Source organism: Providencia sp. PROV141, assembly GCF_028481645.1.
In the GTDB taxonomy this organism is placed as follows: domain Bacteria; phylum Pseudomonadota; class Gammaproteobacteria; order Enterobacterales; family Enterobacteriaceae; genus Providencia; species Providencia rettgeri.
Genome location: NZ_JAMPPR010000008.1, coordinates 73,365 through 92,662, shown reverse-complemented (window position 1 = coordinate 92,662; position 19,298 = coordinate 73,365). Strand labels below are relative to the sequence as shown.

The following is a 19,298-nucleotide window of genomic DNA, read 5'->3' as shown; positions in this document are numbered from 1 at the left end:
AAGCTTTTAGGAAAGGAACAAGCCAGCCATCAAGAGACAGCTGGCAAGTATACTATTTATTAACCAATATTAGGTAATATGTTGAAAACAATCCCTAACTGAACACCAATGACTATAATGCCACAAATAAATACCAATGATAGACCTAATCCACCGCCCAATACTTGATATTTCTGTGGGTTCAATGCCCTTGATTTAAATGCCATTGCACTAGGTAGTAATAAAGCTAGTATTGAAAGTGCAATTGCGGCATACCCTAACGCCATCACAAACCCTTTAGGATAAAATAAAGCAAAAACTAACGGTGGTCCAAAGGTCAATAAGCCTGTTTGTAGACGCCCTGAAGCATTATCTTGACGTTTAAATAAGTCTGCTAAAAAGTCAAATAACCCTAAAGCAACCCCAAGGAAAGATGTCGCTAGAGCCAAACTCATGAACATTTGTGCAATTAACTCTGTTTTTCCTGATTGAGCCACATCCTTAATTGCATCTAATAGTCCATTAAGCCCTGCGTTTTCAGCCAAAATACCAACGAACGTGGTTGTACCAATACTCCCTAAGGTTGCGATTTGCCATAAAATATAAGCAATCAATGGGATAGCACTTCCGATGATAAAAATAACCCGCAGTTTTTTGACATCCCCTCCCATGTATTTAACGATACTTGGGACGCTACCATGAAAACCAAATGAGGTAAAAAATACCGGTATCGCAGATAAAATGAGAACTTTTTCAGTTGGTGCAGCCAATAAATTTTGTTGCTCAACATGCGGTATCATTAATGCCAATATAATGACTAGAAAAACAATTTTTGCTGCAAATAAAATACGGTTGATAAAATCTACGGATGAAGTCCCGAAACATACAACTCCACCACCAATAACGGTAAATACAACAATTCCCATCCAATCAGCCATTTCAATGGCAAAACTAGTTTTTAAATTCGAAGTAATGATTTCCCCTGCACCACTGACATAAGCGGCTGTCAGTGCATACATAAGGAACATCATGCTGAAACCCGTAATAAATTTGCCACTAGACCCTAAATACCGCTGCGCAACACTACCAATCCCCGTTTCGTGGGACTCATGTTGATAAACCTCGACCAAGAGCAATGCTGTGTAACACATCAATGCCCATAACACTAATAACATAGCCAAGCTAACTAAAAAACCATTACCAGCAGCAGCGATAGGCATAGCTAACATACCAGCGCCAATCGTAGTACCTGCAACAATAAATACACTACCAAGTGTGCGATTTTTCATATTGAGATCCTAACAATCAATTAAATATTAATTTTATAATTGGAATGATTTGACTTATTTTCTTCATTAATGAGTTGTTGCAGTTTGTCTTCAAAGATATTTTTTAACTCCGCCCAATAGGTTTCAAAATGTGCCCTATCACGCAAGCAATGCGTCATAATCGCCGCCCGCAGCACATAAATTGACCGTACTTTATGCCATTCATTATCAGAGAATTGTGCGTCTCGACATAAACTCAATGGATTATCACCATATTCGTCATAAGTTAGCGAAGTTGATGAAGTGAGAAAATCATTAGAATAACTCCGACCTGCAGCATAAGAGCATAATTCATATAACCGCTTATTTAGCTGATTTTGCTTTTCTAAAGAGATGTTTCCGATTTCACGGAACATAAAGTTAATCATGTGAAAATCAGGCGTAGGCATCGCTATAATTGAAAATTGACGCTCATCAATAATGAAAGGCTCACATTGATTAATTTTGTCAATCATCCAATTGGCCGTGATGACCCCTGCGGCAATCACTTTTCCATACCCTAAAACATTTAATGGGACTAAGCGATGTGCAGCCCATACCGCTGCGGCGGTTGCGCCTGCTTTTGACCCTTCCATAATGGAAGAACCAAGTAATACATTCTGCGTTTTCTCTGCTTTACGCTGTTTTTCTTGCACTTCTTCAAATACATAAGCGGCATGGTAAGAAACCAAATCTACAATCCGCTTATCTTTCATACAGATTGCCCCCGCCGCATACGGAATAAACCCCACTTTATGAGGGTCAACAGTAATAGAATCCGCTTGGCTTAATGCTTTAAAACTTTCATACACATCACGCTTTGGCCACACCATATTTTCAGGAAAAATTCCTTCACTATGATAACGTTGGATTAAATTCTCATACTCCATAAATTGATTTTCTTCATCGCGAAACATCGCACAAGCGTATCCCGCATAAGCAGCGTCAATATGTACATAAAAAGAAACACCAAAACGTTGCTCACATTCACGTCGTAGCTCAATGACTTCTTTGACATTGTCTATTGCGCCAGTTTCTGTGGTTCCCATAACGGCAACGACCGCTAAAATGGGTTCCCCTTGCTCAATCAATGCAAATACGGTTTCACGCATTTTACGCACATCCGTTCGATAACTTGCATCAACGGGTAGTTGCACAATATTCTGTTGGCCTAAACCAAGAATATCCATCGCTTTCATCCATGAATAGTGCTTAGACTGGGGAACCAATAACTTACCCAGTTTTCCTTGCTCTATTCCAACTCCACGACAGGTTAGATCACGAACTTCCTCAAAAATTTGCTGTTTCTTTAATTCGTCAATTAAATCTAGAACTGTAGGCACTGAAAGATTGAGCAACTCTTTTTCGGTTTTCCCCTTTAGTAGGTATTGGGATTTTGGATGCTGCATAATCGCCAACGGTAGTGTTTTAATATTTCTAGCTACCCATAATCCTTCATAGTTAGCAACCGTTCCGCCAGATGTAATATGCCCCCAAGCATGTTGTACGTCATAACCAAACATGGCACATAAATCTAACCCGGCTTCTATTTCTAAAACTGTTGTCGTTGGTGAGGATTCTTGTGCACAATTATTGGGGTTGTACATCATCGCCATAACATAAGCTAAATTAGAAATCATCAGCGTATCTGCATTCATATGGCCCATATAACGTGGAGAGAACCATGGAACTGATGTTGTTTTTAATTTTGAAGAGAGTTGATTGAGAATACCTTCTGTACGATATAGCGTATCTCGGTATTCTGGGGCATAGCGGTCAACGGTAGAGATAAGATCAGGGTCTTCTGGATGGTAACTAGAGCGCCAATGCATATGTTCACTCACTGAATATTCCATCATTTCTTTGAAAAAGACAGCATTTTCAGATTTAGGGCCTAAAAACAATGCATCTACATTCATCTTTGCATTTTTAAAATTATTCATCATTACTACACCTTCAAACTGCAATTAGCCGCCGCTAGTTGCATTTAAGTCACTTAACTTAATATCATTGGAAAGTGCATAACGGACTGTGTTTATATAAAAGATATCAATATATTAATGATATACATTTAAAAATATCATTTAAGAATTAATTATTGATAAACAAACCGTTAATGGCCAACTTGTTTATAGATATAATCTATTTTTATTAAATTATTAACAAACCAACTGGAATTTCATTCTAATTTGTGGGCAAGCACAAAAAATCAAAATTTAGTTAACTGTAAAGAGATATTTACGCTAAAAAGACTTGATTATGTAAATTATTTGTTATAAACAAACTGGCTTTTACTATTGTGAAAATATTGTAATACAACAATAAAAACCAGATTAAAAACTTATAATTAGTTGTTTTTTAGAATGATTTTACCAGCAAGGTCACCTGACTCCATATATTCATGCGCTTCTTTTACTTGGGATAAAGGATAGATTTTGTTAACAACAGGTTTTATTTCACCTTTTTGCAACATTCCCCAAACTTGTTCTTTGAGCTCTTGTGCGATCAAAATTTTTTCTTCAATCGTTCGAGAACGCATTGTTGATCCTGTATGAGTTAATCTTTTTACCATTAAAGGCATCATATTTAACTCTTTAGGGTTACCTTTCATCATCCCAATCTGGATAATACGCGCAAATTTAGCAGCAACTTGATAATTTTTTGCAACATAATCACCACCGATAATATCTACGACCATATCTACACCTCGAGAAGAGGTATAATTGAGTGTAGCTTCAACAAAATCATCTTTTCTATAGTTAACAGCACAATCCGCACCTAGCGATTTTGCAACTTCAACTTTATCTTCAGAGCCGACAGTAGTAATCACTATTGCACCAAACGCTTTCGCTAACATAATCGCCACACTACCAATACCCGATGTTCCTCCGTGAATAAGTACTGTTTCATCTTTCTTTAACTTACCTATTTGAAAAACATTAGCCCAAACAGTAAAAAAGTTTTCAGGTATTGCCGCCCCCTCGATAAAAGATAAATTCCCTAACGGTAAGGCTATGTTTTTATGCACTAGACAATATTCCGCATAACCGCCCCCGGCAACCAGCCCACAAACTTTATCACCTAACTGCCATTCCTCTGCATCATCCGCCTTACCAACAATAGTTCCTGCAATTTCAAGCCCCATAATTGGTGAAGCATCTGCAGGTGGAGGATACGACCCCTTACGCTGAAAAATATCAGGACGATTAACGCCCGCAGCTTCCACCTTAACAAGTAAATACCCAGCAGAAATTATAGGTAACGGTTTATCAATTAATCGCAGCTTTTCTGGCCCACCAGGTTCTATAATGTCAACAACTGTCATCGAAGTGGGTAAAGACTGTTGAGTAAGTGTCATTATAATCTCCTTATTGAGGTTAATTTGAAAAATTGATATTCATAAATTTATTTTCGTGTTAAATTAATGCTAATTAGTTTATTATTTCGTGCCCAAGCACCATAATTTTAAGTATTAATTACAATGGTGATATCTGTCATCTTTTTATCGTTTAGAGGATAAAATTTAATCTATATCAAATTTTATATTTAGTAATCTTCTTTAATTTAGCATTAATATCTAAATTCACTAATTTCTTGCATGTTCTCTGATTGGCTTTTTTGTTTATTAAGTCGATTCTGTCATACATTACTACTTATCAGTTGCATTATCTTATGTTAAAATTGACTCATATCAATAATTTTAACTTGATTGAGCCTTAAATATGATCCCAGAAAAAAGAGTTGTTCGTCGCATCCAGTCTGGTGGTTGTGCTATTCATTGCCAGGACTGCAGTATTAGCCAACTTTGCATTCCTTTTACGCTGAATGAACATGAACTGGATCAACTTGATAATATCATCGAACGCAAGAAACCAATTCAAAAAGGCCAAGCTTTGTTTAAAGCAGGCGATGAGTTGCGTTCATTATATGCCATCCGCTCAGGTACAATAAAAAGCTATACAATAACCGAAGAAGGCGATGAGCAAATTACTGGTTTTCATTTAGCTGGAGACCTTGTTGGTTTTGATGCCATCATTCATACACAGCACCCAAGTTTTGCACAAGCACTTGAAACATCAATGGTTTGTGAAATACCTTTTGAAACCTTAGATGATTTATCAGGCAAAATGCCTAATTTACGTCAGCAAATTATGCGTTTAATGAGCGGTGAAATTAAAGGTGATCAAGAAATGATCCTTTTATTATCTAAGAAAAATGCGGAAGAACGTTTAGCTGCATTTATTCTTAACCTCTCACACCGCTTTGCGGAACGTGGTTTTTCACCAAGAGAATTTAGATTGACCATGACTCGTGGAGATATTGGTAACTATCTTGGATTAACCGTTGAAACCATCAGCCGCTTATTAGGCCGCTTTCAAAAAAGTGGCATGTTGAGTGTTAAAGGCAAGTATATCACTATCGAAGATATGGCTAAACTGACTGATATTGCTGGTAAAGTTTCAGCAATTACATGCTAATATCCCTAAACGGATCACGTTATCAGTGATCCGTTTTTATTTTTTTCCCCAGATTTCTTGCCTATTTAATCTCAATATCATAGTTTATCTATATGGAAATATCCGTGTATCGAGAGGATTTCAATATGGCAAACTATAAAAACCTGCTAGTTGCAATTGACCCAAATCAGGATGATCAGCCTGCATTAAGACGTGCTGTCTACATCGTGCAGCGTAATGGTGGACGGATAAAAGCGTTTTTGCCTATCTACGACCTTTCCTATGACATGACAACATTACTGTCTCCTGAAGAGCGTAATGCCATGCGTAAAGGTGTAATAAGCCAAAAAGCAGCGTGGATCAAACAACAAGCTCATTTTTATCTTGAAGCGGGCATTGATATTGAAATTAAAGTTATTTGGCACAACAAGCCATATGAGGCCATTATTCAGGAAGTTATCAGTGGTGAACATGACTTATTACTGAAAATGGCACACCAAACCGATAATTTCGAGTCAATTATTTTTACCCCGTTAGACTGGCACTTACTCCGAAAATGCCCTGCTCCCGTCTGGATGGTGAAAGATAAAGTCTGGCCAGACCATGGTTCCGTGGTTGTTGCCGTTAATTTATCAAATGAGGAATCTTATCACGATGACCTCAATATCAAATTGGTCGAAAAAACAAAAGACTTAGCAACACGCATTATTAAAGAACAGGAAATTCATTTAGTAAGCGCATATCCTGTTGCGCCAATGAATATTGCCATAGAGTTGCCCGATTTCGACCCGAGCTTATATAACAACGCACTACGTGGCCAGCATTTAATTGCGATGAAAGAGCTACGGCAAAAATTTGGGATTGATGAAAGGTACACCCATGTCCGTGAAGGCCTACCTGAAAAAATTATTCCTGACATGTGTGAAGAATTACATGCAGGGGTTGTGATACTGGGTATTTTAGGCCGTACAGGGATTTCAGCTGCCTTTTTGGGAAATACCGCAGAGCATGTCATCGATAAGCTAAAATGTGATTTATTAGCGATTAAACCTGACGGTTTTGTCTGCCCTATCACCCCTGCTGATGAAGATTAATTAATCATTTAAAAATTGCTCCCTCTAATTCACTAGGGGAGCAATTCAATCCTGATTCTGTTTATGTTGGTTGGAATTAAGTACTGGCCAAACCTGCATAGCATTAAAAATAACTTGATTTAGCCTTTCAAGTTCAACTCCATCACATGCTTGTATGGTAAAGCCATCGATCACTGTGATATAAAAATCAACGATAGCTTCAATTTGTGCATCTGGAGCAACATCGCCATCAGCAATGCCTTTACGCATACGCTCCAGTAGAATCTCTTGATAACTCTTCCGTTTTTCTTGGACGTTTAATTGTACATCTTCGATTTGCTTCGCCCCATTCATTGCTGCAGTAATCAACATACAACCTGCAGGCTTGTTTGGCTGAATTAGCCTTTTGGCACTTTCATACATCAGTAATTCAATCGCAATTTTCGCCGTTTTAGCTTGCTTTACGATAGACAAAATAGGGCAAGCTTCATTCATCAAATAATAATCAATACATTGATTAAACAACGATGCTTTATCACCAAAAGCACAATAAAGACTAGGTGCAGTGATACCTAGCTCTTGAGTTAAATCGCTAATTGAGGTTGCAACATAGCCATTTCGCCAAAAAAGTAACATGGCTTTAGCTAATGCATCTTGTTGGTCAAAGCCTTTAGGCCGCCCGCGTTTTATTTGATTCATCTTCTCACTTTACTCGCAGTCAACTCACGGTGCCACAACTATTTTGTAGTGATCACTATAAAAATAATTGACAGCACCTAAATTAGCATAAAGAATAGCACCATAATTTTATAGCGGTCACTATAAAATTATTCTTTTTGGTAAATAACTCAATTTTCATGGAAAGCAAATGACAACAACTCATTTTTCTTCGCACAATGGTAACTGGCTTTCACTATTATCTGCAACTTTTGCTTGCTTTATTATTGTTACTGGTGAATTTTTAGCGATAAGCGTCCTGAATAATATCGCTTATGATTTCCAAATATCAACAGGTACCGCAGGACTTACTGTGACAGTCACATCTATCGCAGGTATGGCATCCTCCCTATTTGTTCCCATTTATGCAAAAAATATCGATAGACGCCAAGTATTACTTTTCTTAGTTGCTCTCATGATTTTAGCCAATGCAATTACGGCTTTCGCTTCTAGTTTTAGTTTAGTTTTATTAGGCCGTTTCGCATTAGGAATTGCATTGGGGGGTTTTTGGGGGGTTGCTGCTGGCTTAGTCGTACGCTTAGCACCTAAAAACATGTCAATCACCACATCCGTAACAATATTTTTTTCGGCGGTCACATTAGTCACCGTACTCGGCGTACCTTTAGGTGCTTGGCTATCTGATAACTATGGTTGGAGAACCCCTTATATTGCATTAGTTATTGCAGGCGCCATCGCATTTTTTATGCAGTATTTTTCTTTACCATCATTAAAACCGTCCTCATCTATGCAATGGAAAGAGTTATTATTGATGCCCTCGCACCCTATTGCACGTAAGGGGTTAGTTATATTCACATTGATTTTTTTAGCGCATTTCTCTGCCTATAATTATTTTACGGTGTTCTTTAAACACACCGCAGGTTTTATCGAGGGGCAAATTTCAGCATTATTACTCTTTTTTGGGGTGGCCAGCGTCGTTGGCAATATACTGGCGGGCTATGTCGGAAAACATAATGTTCGTTATAATTTTGCAATTAGTGCGCTTTTATTAGCCTTAGCTTTTCTCGCATTATCCGTTTTAGATTTTAATTGGGCGACCAGTATCATATTTGTTTTTTCATGGGGAATTGCTGCAGGTATGGTTCCTGCAACAATCAACATGTGGATGCACGTTCATGTTCCAGAATTAACCGAAAAAGGTTCAGCCTTAATTACCTTTATGTTTTTAATTTTAATTACTATTGGTAGCTTAGTGGGAGGATATGTCATGGATAATTTCAATGGCGGAGTTCTCATGATGAGCATGCTCACAATATCAACACTCGCGTTTTTATTAGTGTTTACCTTTGCTCGCGGGCTAACCAATTGCGCTAGATTTTGCATCAAATGATACGTTTATAAAATTACATCACATAAATTGATTTAGCTCTTAAATGTCAAGAAGGGGTGACTGGTATTAGCCAATCACCCCTTCTTACTTTATTGCTAATTTTGAAGTAAATTAACGATTCATTAAATTACAATGCACGTAAGATTGCATCAACGCTATCTTTCGCATCACCAAACAACATTTGTGTATTCTCTTTGAAGAATAACGGGTTTTGTACCCCAGCGTAGCCTGTATTCATTGAACGTTTAAATACAATGACATTGCTTGCTTTCCAAACTTCAAGAACAGGCATCCCCGCAATTGGGCTGTTTGGATCTTCTTGAGCCGCTGGGTTAACCGTATCATTAGCACCAATAACCAGAACGGTATCAGTATCAGAGAAATCATCATTAATTTCATCCATTTCCAATACGACATCGTAAGGTACTTTGGCCTCTGCTAATAATACGTTCATGTGTCCAGGTAAGCGCCCTGCTACAGGGTGAATACCAAACCGCACCTTGATACCACGTTCACGTAGTTTAGTGGTGATATCTGCAACAGGGTATTGTGCTTGTGCAACCGCCATACCATAGCCTGGAGTGATAATCACCGATGTTGAATTTTTCAACATTTCAGCGACTTCTTCTGCAGTACTTTCACGGTACTCACCCATTTCTTCTTCAGTACCCGTTGAAGAGCCATCTGTACCGAAGCCTCCCGCAATGACACTAATGAATGAACGGTTCATCGCCTTACACATAATATAAGACAGAATCGCACCTGAAGAACCGACCAACGCCCCTGTGACGATCAACAAGTCATTGCTTAACATGAAACCTGCCGCTGCAGCAGCCCAACCTGAATAAGAATTCAGCATTGAAACAACCACAGGCATATCCGCCCCACCAATTGATGCCACTAAATGCCAGCCAAAAGCTAAAGCAATCGCAGTCATGATTAGCATCAAGAAGACTTGTAAGCCCACACTTTCTGTTTTAACGAAAATCACTAACAAAATAAATGAAACAACTAACGCTGCTAAATTCAGTTTATGGCGATTAGGTAACATCATCGGTTTTGATGACATTTTTCCTGATAATTTACCATAAGCGACCACTGAACCGGTGAAGGTAACCGCACCAATGAAGATCCCTAAGAAAACTTCAGTTAAATGAATGTTTTCCATCACAACATCAGCGTGTCCTTCACTTGCGATAAAACTGTTGAAACCAACCAGCACTGCTGCTAAACCGACAAAACTATGTAAAATAGCCACCAGCTCAGGCATTTCTGTCATTTCAACTTTTTTCGCTAAGCGAATACCAATCACAGCACCAATAACCATCGCAACGATCATCCAGCCCACATTAGCACTGTGAGGACCTAAAATGGTGGCAATCAATGCAATAGCCATCCCGATGATGCCGTAAGTGTTCCCTCGTTGGGAACTTTCATGGCGGGATAACCCCGCAAGGCTGAAAATAAATAGGATAGCAGCAACTATGTAAGCTGCTGTCACAATTCCACTCGACAACATAAGTTACCCCTTACCCTTTACGAAACATTTTTAACATACGTTGAGTTACAGTGAACCCACCAAAAATATTGATACTGGCGATCAATATGGCAATAAAGGATAAGAAGCTTACCCAGCCACCGCTTCCAATCTGGAGCAAGGCCCCAACGACGATGATCCCTGAAATAGCATTCGTGACTGACATTAACGGCGTATGCAATGCATGAGTGACATTCCAAACCACGTAATAACCGACCACACAAGCTAATGCAAATACCGTAAAGTGCGATAAAAACTCTTTTGGTGCTGAATTAGCGAACCAACCAAACAAGATGATAGCTAATGCCATCAAGCCATATTTCAGCGTCGGTGACATCTTTTTCTCAGGCGCTTTAACTTTTTCAACCGCTTGCGGTTTCGCCTGCGGCTGAGCAGATACCTGAATTGGGGGGGCAGGCCAGGTGATTTCACCTTGCTTAATCACTGTGACCCCGCGAATAACCAGATCGTCAAAATCAATGTTGATTTCACCGTCTTTTTCTTTGCATAGCAGTTTCATCAAGTTAACAAGGTTTGTTCCATATAACTGTGATGATTGAGTTGGTAAACGGCTTGGTAAATCGGTGTAACCAATGATTTTTACGCCATTGTCCGTCACAACCAACTTATCAGCTTGGGTTAATTCACAGTTTCCACCGGTTTGCGCCGCTAAGTCGACAACCACACTCCCTGGTTTCATTGATTCAACCATTTCCTTGGTAATCAATTTAGGGGCGGGTTTACCTGGGATCAGTGCCGTAGTCACAATGATATCGACTTCTTTCGCCTGGGCAGCGAACAATTCCATCTCAGCTTTAATAAATGCTTCTGACATCACTTTGGCATAGCCATCGCCACTACCAGCCTCTTCTTTGAAATCTAGCTCAAGGAATTCAGCCCCCATACTCTGAACTTGCTCTTTCACCTCAGGGCGAGTGTCAAAAGCGCGGACAATAGCGCCTAAGCTACCTGCTGCACCAATTGCAGCAAGACCAGCAACCCCAGCACCGATGATCATGACTTTCGCTGGAGGTACTTTACCTGCTGCCGTAATTTGCCCCGTAAAAAAACGGCCAAATTCATGAGCAGCTTCAACAATTGCACGGTAACCTGCAATATTTGCCATTGAACTCAGCGCATCAAGTGACTGGGCACGTGAAATACGTGGCACGGCATCCATCGCCATCACGTTAATTTTCCGAGCTTTTAAAGCGTCCATTAGCTCAGCATTTTGTGCCGGCCAAATGAAACTCACCAGTGTTGCCCCTTCTTTTAACAGAGGAATTTCATCATCCTGTGGCGCGTTGACTTTAAAAACGATATCCGCAGCAAATGCGGTATCACGATCAACGATTTCTGCCCCCGCTTGTTCGTATGCTACATCGTCAAAACTGGCTAAATGGCCCGCATTTTGTTCTACACAGACAGAAAAACCTAACTTAAGAAGTTGAGTTACTGTTGATGGTGTAGCTGCAACACGCGCTTCATTGGCAAGTCTTTCTCTTGGTATACCAATACGCATAATGTTCCCTTTTTAATGCCTAATGTAATGTTGTTAATAGAGTGTTTGCTAAAATAATGACTATCATCACAGAGAAAAGTCTTATTTTGTGCATAAACAGATTTTTAATGTTCTAATAACCTACTGAAAATAAGCTTCTTGATCCATAATTGATCTCGATTCTTAGACAGTAAATGGAATTCGCAGTGAAAATCTTAGTTTTAGGTCAATAAAATACTGGATACTTTAAAAAATCTGGTAAATTTAACTAGTCAATAATTATTTATTTCTCATAAAAAGAAAATCATGAGACAACGGGTTCCGTTACGTGTAATAATCACGTACATGTGATACAACTAAGATTCAGCATGTTTATAATAAATTGCGCAAGGCGGAAGGATTTTGTATGAAGCTGAAAACTACGGTCATCGCAGCCGCGGTGTTATCATTAACTAGTATAACTGCTACTCAGGCGGCTGTTGAATTGACGCCAAAACAGGCTACTGAATTAAAACCTTATGAGCGTATAACAGTTACCGGGCGCTTTAATGCTATTTATGAAGCATCCGATGCAGTCTCCCGTAGGGCTGATAAAATGGGGGCATATGCCTTTTACATTCAAAGCCTTGATGATGTAGGTGATAGCGGCAACATGCGTGTTGTTGCAGATGTCTACGCAAAAGATGCACCAGAAGTTAGTGCACCGAAACGTCGTGTATTCGGTGGTGTTGAGGAAATGTCAAAAACTGACGCAACAGAATATGAGCCTTTTGATACTGTTACGGTAAGCGGTTTTTACCCTTCTCAGCCAGACCTCTATGAGGCTATTGCTAAAAAAGCCCTTGAGAAAAATGCAGCCTCGTTCTATGTGGTTCGTAATATCGCAATGAATGATGGTGGAAACACATTAGCAACAGCTTACATCTATAAGAAAGATGCCCCGAAACGACAAGTACTTAATGAAGACGCAGTGATTCCTGCTGATTCAGAAGCTGGTCGAGCTCTATTAGCTGAAGGCGGTGAAGCAGCTAAAAAAGTACGTATCCCAGGTGTTGCATCTTCTGAAGAGCCAACAAGCGCAGTCGGTCGTTTCTTTGAAACCTCTAGCAGCCAGCCAGGTCGTACTAGTGTGACTCTGCCAAGTGGCTATGTTATTGAAGAAGTGAACAAAACAGCAGCAGCTCAAATGGTTCCATTTGACTCTATTACATTCTCAGGATATTACACCAATACGCCAGAAGTACGTTACCAAATAGCAAAACGTGCTGAAGCTAAAGGGGCTAAATATTTCCATATTACAAGAGAATGGCAATCTAATGGTGGAAGTGTCACTATCAGTGCTGACTTGTTTAAATAACCCAGTATTACGTGATGTTAAAACCAGCCTACTCGGCTGGTTTTTTTGTTTTTATACTTTCTCTTTACGTTATTTATCTTCTTTGGCTCTATTCACTTCCATTCTTTTGAAAAAGTGCATAAAACATCCTTAAAAATGCATACATTGCCATTGCATATCTGTCATTTCGTTCGTAGAATCCACACCCATGAAAACATGCAGTCATTCTATCTGCTTTTTTAATGGCTACTAGTTAAACTAATTATTGCAATGGCATTTTAACGTCATTTTAACTTTTGATTTCTGAACGTTCAGGATTTACTTTGAAAAATACTTTGAGTCTTACCGCACTAACAGCGCTAGTTCTTAGCTCAATGGTTGGCGCCGGTGTTTTTAGTCTCCCTCAAAATATGGCGGAAGTTGCCAGCCCACTCGCATTAATAATTGGTTGGTCAATTACGGGGGTGGGTATCCTCTTTTTGGCATTTGCCTTATTGTTACTTTCCCGTATACGTCCTGACCTTGACGGTGGAATATTTACTTACGCAAAAGTCGGCTTCGGGGAGTTAATTGGTTTTTGTTCAGCCTGGGGGTATTGGCTATGTGCGGTAGTTGCCAATGTGTCTTATCTCGTTATCGTATTCGCTGCAATCAGTTTTTTTACGGATACGCCTGATAACATTATTTTTGGTGATGGGAATACATGGCAAGCTCTAATCGGAGAGTCCATACTTCTCTGGTTTGTTCATTATTTAGTTCTTCGAGGGGTACAGACAGCCGCTGGGATTAATAAACTTGCTACAATGGCAAAATTGGTTCCTCTTGGCTTATTTATTGTATTGGCTTTTTTTGCGTTTAAACTTGATATTTTCAATGCAGATTTTAGTGGTATCGAATTTGGCGTTCCGGTTTGGGAACAAGTCAAAGATACCATGCTGATTACACTATGGGTATTCATTGGTATCGAAGGTGCTGTTGTCGTTTCTGCTAGAGCTAAAAACCGCCGTGATGTTGGCTTAGCAACAATTTTTGCAGTAAGTTCTGCATTAATTATCTACATTCTTGTTACCTTACTTTCCCTAGGTATCATGCCTAGAGCTGAACTCGCAGAAATAAAAAACCCATCCATGGCTCCGCTCATGGTAAATTTAATTGGTTCGAGTGGTGATATTATTATTGCGGCAGGCCTAATTATTTCCGTTTGTGGGGCTTATCTAAGCTGGACTATTATGGCTGCTGAAGTACCTTATATCGCAGCCCAATATCAATCATTCCCTAAAATATTCAACAAATTAAATAAAAATGATGCACCATCATCTTCTTTATGGCTCACCAATGGTGCAGTACAACTCTCTTTGGTTCTTATTTGGCTTAGTGGGAGTAATTACAACACATTGCTTACCATCGCCTCTGAAATGATTTTAGTCCCTTATTTCCTTGTTGGCGCATTTTTAGTAAAAGTAGCTTTTGAACGTCATAATAAAGCATTACTTGCCGTTGGAGCTATTGCCAGCCTTTATGGTTTATGGCTGCTTTATGCATCAGGGTTAATTAATTTGCTATTATCCGTCGTTTTGTATGCTCCAGGTATTTTGGTCTTTTTCTATGCTCGTCAGCAGCAAACCAACCAAATGCCATTAAAAGCGATTGAAAAAATCATGGCATATGCCATTGCGATAGCCGCTATTCCTGCACTCTATTATTTGGTTGCCTAATTTTATGCAAAGGGCTTAATTTTAATAAATAAATTTAAGCCCTAGTTTACTGTAAAATCCTAGTTTCCGGTCGCTTAATAGCCCAATAATTTTCTAGTAATGGCCCCTCTTTCACCATTTTTCGCTCTCTTATTTTAGTGAAAATGACTGTTGTACGAACTCGAAAGTTTATATTTTTAACTCTCCTTTAGCATGTTGTAACTAAATAGGTCAAGGTTAACTAAAATAAAAAACGCTTCACATAATCAATATGTGAAGCGCTAATTAGTAAAAAATAATAGTTCTTACAGCTGTTGTGATAAGTGTTCCATCGACTGAATAATGCGCTTATCCGAAATTGGGTATGGTGTTCCAAGCTGTTGGGCAAACAAGCTAACTCGCAGTTCTTCAATCATCCAACGAATTTCTTGAACTTCTGGCATATTTTTCTGAATTGGAGATAATTTAACTAGCCATTGTTGCCACATATTCTGAACATGCTCTACCTTACTCATTTGAGCACGATCTCGGTTAGGGTCAATCGCTAATTTTTCTAATCGCCGCTCTATCCCATTTAAATAACGAAGAATATCAGGTAAGCGCTTCCAACCATGAGTGGTCACAAAACCTTTAAATACCAAATTCGACATTTGTGTTTTTATATCCGATAACGCTATTGCCATCGAAAAATCAACCCGCCCTTTTAGACGTTTATTGATAGCAAACACCGCTGTTAATATTTGTTCAACTTGCTTAGCAATATTAACAACCACATCATTTAATTCTGCACGTGCAAACTCTTTCAGTTTTTCAAACTGCACTTCATCCCATACCGCACCACCAAAATCAGCAATTATTTGGTCGACGCCACAAGCAATACAGTCATCAATTAACTCTAATACCTTACCATAAGGGTTAAAATACAGACCTAATTTTGATTTATTTGGTAGTTTTTCATGTAGATATTTAATTGGTGATGGAATGTTTAACAGCAATAACCGACGTACTCCGGCCCACATTGCTTGCTGTTGTTCCAATTCGGTTTCAAATACCTTGATACCAACGCTATTTTTCTCATCGACTAACGCAGGATAAGCTTTAACGGAATATCCGCCTCTTTTTTGCTCATAACGTTGAGGCAACTCGCCAAAACTCCAAATATGTAACCCGTGTTGCTCAATGCCGTCATCCACAACTTCAGATAACGTTTCTTGCACTTTTTCTTTTAAGCTATTTTTTAGCTCATCAAGATTTTGTCCTTCTGCAACGGTTTTATTTTTGTCACCTACAACACGATACGTCATTTTTAAATGGGCTGGAAGCTGCGCTAATTGCCATGATTCGCGTTCAACAGTGACACCCGTCATACGGCGTAATTCACGTTCAAGTTTATCCAATACACTGCCTTCAGGCTCTGGCACTCGTTCTAAAAATGCAGAAGCATAATTAGGTGCAGGGACAAAATTTCGTCTAATAGGTTTAGGTAGTGATTTAATTAAAGCAACGATTAGCTCATGACGCAGCCCAGGAACTTGCCAATCAAAGCCAATATTCTGAACCTGATTTAATACAGCAAGAGGTATATGTACCGTCACACCATCAGCATCAGTTCCAGGTTCAAATTGGTAACTCAACCGAAATTTTAAATCCCCTTGATGCCAATAGTTAGGGTAATCAAGAGCTGAAACATTGCTGGCGTCCTCTTTAATCAGCATACTTTTTTCAAAGCTTAACAAGTCAGATTGTTGCTTAGATGCCGTTTTCCACCAATTATCAAAATGACGGGAGGAAATCACATCATTCGGGATACGTTGGTCATAAAATGCAAATAATGTTTCATCATCAACTAAAATGTCACGTCGACGTGATTTATGCTCCAAATCCTCTACTTCTGATAATAATTTCAGATTTTCTTTAAAGAATGCGTGGCGAGTAACCCAATCCCCTTCAACCAAAGCGTGACGAATAAATAACTCACGGCATAGTAATGGGTCTATGTTCCCATAGTTAACCTGCCTTGACGCAACAATAGGTAGCCCATATAGAGTCACTTTTTCGGAGGCCATTACCGCGCCTTCAGATTTTGACCAATGAGGCTCACTATAACTATGTTTAGTTAAATGTTCAGCTAAGGGTTCAACCCACTCAACATCGATGGATGCGGCAATTCTTCCCCATAATTTCGATGTTTCAACAAGTTCCGCAACCATTGCCCATTTTGGTGGTTTTTTAAACAAACCAGAACCCGGAAAAATAGTAAAACGTGCATTCCTAGCCCCAGTGAACTCGTGTTTATCGGCATCTTTTTGACCAATATGTGAAAGTAACCCAGCCAATAACGAAACGTGAATACTTCGAAAATCTACCTCCGAGCTATTAATGGCAAACCCTTGCTCTTTCACCACTTGCCTCAGTTGGGTATATAAATCTTGCCACTCTCGAATACGTAAATAGTTGAGAAAATCTTGGCGGCACATTTTTCTAAACTGGGCGTTAGAAAGCTGTGTTTGTTGTTCTTTTAAGTAATCCCAAAGATTTAAAAAGGCTAAGAAATCTGATTGCTTATCATGGAAACGACGATGTTTTTCATCAGCAGCTTGCTGCTTATCTAACGGCCTCTCCCTCGGATCTTGAATTGACAATGCAGAAACAATCACCATTGTCTCACGAACTGCACCATGTTTACGTGCTTCAATCACCATCCGAGCAAGTCTTGGGTCAACAGGAAGCTGAGCTAGCTGCCGACCTGTATCTGTCAATTGATAGCCTTTATCTGCCTGTTTGTGGGACTTAATTGCACCTAGCTCTTCCAGTAATTTCACACCATCTTGGATATTACGTTTATCTGGCGCCTCTACAAATGGAAACGCAGAAATATCACCAAGGCCAATAGAAGTCATTTGTAATATAACTGATGCTAAATTCGTGCGTAAAATTTCAGGGTCTGTAAACTCTGGGCGTGATAGAAAGTCATCTTCTGAATATAAACGAATACAAATCCCATCAGAAACACGGCCACAGCGCCCTTTACGTTGATTAGCTGAAGCCTGAGAGATCGCTTCAACAGGGAGACGCTGTACTTTTGTACGGTAACTATAACGACTAATACGTGCATAACCGGTATCAATGACATATTTGATACCAGGTACCGTTAATGATGTTTCTGCTACGTTTGTTGCAAGAATGATCCGCCGTCCCCCATGAGGATGAAAGATACGATTTTGCTCACTATTAGAAAGCCTTGCGAATAATGGTAAGATTTCAGTATGACGTAAAGAAAGTTTTGATAACGCATCTGCGGTATCACGAATTTCCCGTTCACCGCTCATAAAAATCAATATATCGCCATTACCTTCAACAGATAGCTCATTTACGGCATCTATTATCCCATCTATTTGGTCACGGTCGCTATCGTTCTGATCTCCCACAATAGGACGATAACGGACTTCAACCGGATAGGTACGGCCAGACACTTCAACAATCGGAGCATGATTAAAGTGTTTCGAAAAACGTTCTGGGTCAATAGTTGCTGATGTAATAATAACTTTTAAATCAGGACGTCTTGGTAATAATTGATGTAAATAACCTAAAATAAAGTCGATATTGAGGCTTCTTTCGTGAGCTTCATCGATGATAATAGTGTCATATTGCAACAGCAATTTGTCATTTTGTAATTCTGCAAGCAAGATACCATCAGTCATCAATTTGACTTGAGTCGTTTCACTCACTTGGTCACTAAATCGTACTTTATAGCCAACATTTGAACCTAATTCACATTCAAGTTCTTGAGCAAGACGTGTCGCGACTGAGCGTGCGGCTAAACGTCTTGGCTGCGTGTGGCCTATAAATCCTAGGACCCCTCTGCCAAGTTCTAGACAAATTTTTGGAATTTGGGTGGTCTTTCCGGAGCCCGTTTCACCTGCAACAATGACCACTTGATACTTTTTAATGGCATCTAAAATAACCTCTTTTTTCTGGCTAACGGGTAAATTATCCGGATACACAATTTTAGGCGCATTTAATCGTTTAATTTCAACTTTTTGTTTGGCCTTTTCAATATCTATTTTAATAGCGTCAAGTACCGCAGAGCGCGATTTTTCGTTCTGGATCTTTGCAATACCCTGCACTCTTTTCTTTAGCAACCATTGGTCACGTAATGAAGTTTGTCCAATATCAGCAGTTAATGCCGTCAGAATGGATTTCACCTGTTAAATCCTTATCTTTAATAAATTTCAATACACGCTAGCCAACCCACTTCGTAATTTGTAAGGGCTAAATTTCGTTTTTATTTTTTAATTGTTGTTATCACATAAAAATACCATCAATTTTTTTGAAGAAGGCTATCTAAT

The 19,298-nt window shown here is 39.2% G+C and carries 12 protein-coding genes; 5 read left to right on the top strand and 7 right to left on the bottom strand.

Annotation, left to right across the window (positions count from 1 at the left end):
• Nucleotides 1-59: 59 nt before the first annotated feature.
• From tyrP to PSF09_RS06760, 3 genes are all read right to left on the bottom strand, one after another.
• The gene (tyrP, locus tag PSF09_RS06770; RefSeq protein WP_272664942.1) at nucleotides 60-1,268 is read right to left on the bottom strand and encodes a tyrosine transporter TyrP; all 1,209 of its coding nucleotides are present in this window, start codon (nucleotides 1,266-1,268) and stop codon (nucleotides 60-62) included.
• Nucleotides 1,269-1,288: 20 nt separating this feature from the next.
• Nucleotides 1,289-3,229: a pyridoxal phosphate-dependent decarboxylase family protein gene (locus PSF09_RS06765; RefSeq protein ID WP_272683767.1), complete on the bottom strand. Its 1,941-nt coding sequence runs from the start codon at nucleotides 3,227-3,229 to the stop codon at nucleotides 1,289-1,291.
• Between the two features lie 404 nt (nucleotides 3,230-3,633).
• Nucleotides 3,634-4,644, bottom strand: a complete 1,011-nt coding sequence (locus tag PSF09_RS06760) for an NAD(P)H-quinone oxidoreductase (protein WP_272683654.1) — start codon at nucleotides 4,642-4,644, stop codon at nucleotides 3,634-3,636.
• Nucleotides 4,645-5,008: 364 nt separating this feature from the next.
• Between PSF09_RS06760 and PSF09_RS06755 the strand changes: the two genes are divergently transcribed.
• Nucleotides 5,009-5,764, top strand: a complete 756-nt coding sequence (locus tag PSF09_RS06755; protein WP_004254821.1) for an FNR family transcription factor — start codon at nucleotides 5,009-5,011, stop codon at nucleotides 5,762-5,764.
• A gap of 125 nt (nucleotides 5,765-5,889) precedes the next feature.
• Nucleotides 5,890-6,837, top strand: a complete 948-nt coding sequence (gene uspE, locus PSF09_RS06750) for a universal stress protein UspE (RefSeq protein ID WP_272683653.1) — start codon at nucleotides 5,890-5,892, stop codon at nucleotides 6,835-6,837.
• A 45-nt stretch (nucleotides 6,838-6,882) separates the two neighbouring features.
• On the opposite strand, the gene PSF09_RS06745 is transcribed toward uspE, so the two are convergent.
• Nucleotides 6,883-7,515 (bottom strand): TetR/AcrR family transcriptional regulator, encoded by a 633-nt coding sequence (locus PSF09_RS06745; RefSeq protein ID WP_272664944.1) that lies wholly within the window; start codon nucleotides 7,513-7,515, stop codon nucleotides 6,883-6,885.
• A 169-nt stretch (nucleotides 7,516-7,684) separates the two neighbouring features.
• On the opposite strand from PSF09_RS06745, the gene PSF09_RS06740 reads away from it, so the two are divergent.
• Nucleotides 7,685-8,881: an MFS transporter gene (locus tag PSF09_RS06740; protein WP_210838499.1), complete on the top strand. Its 1,197-nt coding sequence runs from the start codon at nucleotides 7,685-7,687 to the stop codon at nucleotides 8,879-8,881.
• A gap of 127 nt (nucleotides 8,882-9,008) precedes the next feature.
• On the opposite strand, the gene pntB is transcribed toward PSF09_RS06740, so the two are convergent.
• Nucleotides 9,009-10,397 (bottom strand): Re/Si-specific NAD(P)(+) transhydrogenase subunit beta, encoded by a 1,389-nt coding sequence (pntB, locus tag PSF09_RS06735; protein WP_272683766.1) that lies wholly within the window; start codon nucleotides 10,395-10,397, stop codon nucleotides 9,009-9,011.
• A gap of 13 nt (nucleotides 10,398-10,410) precedes the next feature.
• Nucleotides 10,411-11,940, bottom strand: coding sequence for a Re/Si-specific NAD(P)(+) transhydrogenase subunit alpha (gene pntA / locus PSF09_RS06730; protein ID WP_272664945.1), 1,530 nt, complete (start codon nucleotides 11,938-11,940; stop codon nucleotides 10,411-10,413).
• A 385-nt stretch (nucleotides 11,941-12,325) separates the two neighbouring features.
• Here pntA and ydgH point away from each other — a divergent pair, with 385 nt between their 5' ends.
• Together ydgH and PSF09_RS06720 are read left to right on the top strand one after the other, a co-directional pair.
• The gene (ydgH, locus tag PSF09_RS06725) at nucleotides 12,326-13,276 is read left to right on the top strand and encodes a DUF1471 family protein YdgH (RefSeq protein ID WP_210838503.1); all 951 of its coding nucleotides are present in this window, start codon (nucleotides 12,326-12,328) and stop codon (nucleotides 13,274-13,276) included.
• A gap of 353 nt (nucleotides 13,277-13,629) precedes the next feature.
• Nucleotides 13,630-14,970, top strand: a complete 1,341-nt coding sequence (locus PSF09_RS06720; RefSeq protein WP_371031719.1) for a basic amino acid/polyamine antiporter — start codon at nucleotides 13,630-13,632, stop codon at nucleotides 14,968-14,970.
• Nucleotides 14,971-15,254: 284 nt separating this feature from the next.
• Here the strand turns inward: PSF09_RS06720 and hrpA are convergent, their stop codons facing one another.
• Nucleotides 15,255-19,154 carry an ATP-dependent RNA helicase HrpA gene (hrpA, locus tag PSF09_RS06715; protein ID WP_272683652.1) on the bottom strand — a complete coding sequence of 1,300 codons (3,900 nt, stop codon included), beginning with the start codon at nucleotides 19,152-19,154 and terminating at the stop codon, nucleotides 15,255-15,257.
• Between the last annotated feature and the right edge of the window lie 144 nt (nucleotides 19,155-19,298).

What these genes read in the sequence shown, in the direction of transcription:
- PSF09_RS06720 (WP_371031719.1), top strand. Translation starts at nt 13,630, where the DNA reads ATGGTTGGCGCCGGTGTTTTTAGTCTCCCTCAAAATATGGCGGAAGTT.
- tyrP (WP_272664942.1), bottom strand. Translation starts at nt 1,268, where the DNA reads ATGAAAAATCGCACACTTGGTAGTGTATTTATTGTTGCAGGTACTACG.
- ydgH (WP_210838503.1), top strand. Translation starts at nt 12,326, where the DNA reads ATGAAGCTGAAAACTACGGTCATCGCAGCCGCGGTGTTATCATTAACT.
- PSF09_RS06740 (WP_210838499.1), top strand. Translation starts at nt 7,685, where the DNA reads ATGACAACAACTCATTTTTCTTCGCACAATGGTAACTGGCTTTCACTA.
- pntA (WP_272664945.1), bottom strand. Translation starts at nt 11,940, where the DNA reads ATGCGTATTGGTATACCAAGAGAAAGACTTGCCAATGAAGCGCGTGTT.
- PSF09_RS06755 (WP_004254821.1), top strand. Translation starts at nt 5,009, where the DNA reads ATGATCCCAGAAAAAAGAGTTGTTCGTCGCATCCAGTCTGGTGGTTGT.
- PSF09_RS06745 (WP_272664944.1), bottom strand. Translation starts at nt 7,515, where the DNA reads ATGAATCAAATAAAACGCGGGCGGCCTAAAGGCTTTGACCAACAAGAT.
- PSF09_RS06760 (WP_272683654.1), bottom strand. Translation starts at nt 4,644, where the DNA reads ATGACACTTACTCAACAGTCTTTACCCACTTCGATGACAGTTGTTGAC.
- uspE (WP_272683653.1), top strand. Translation starts at nt 5,890, where the DNA reads ATGGCAAACTATAAAAACCTGCTAGTTGCAATTGACCCAAATCAGGAT.
- PSF09_RS06765 (WP_272683767.1), bottom strand. Translation starts at nt 3,229, where the DNA reads ATGAATAATTTTAAAAATGCAAAGATGAATGTAGATGCATTGTTTTTA.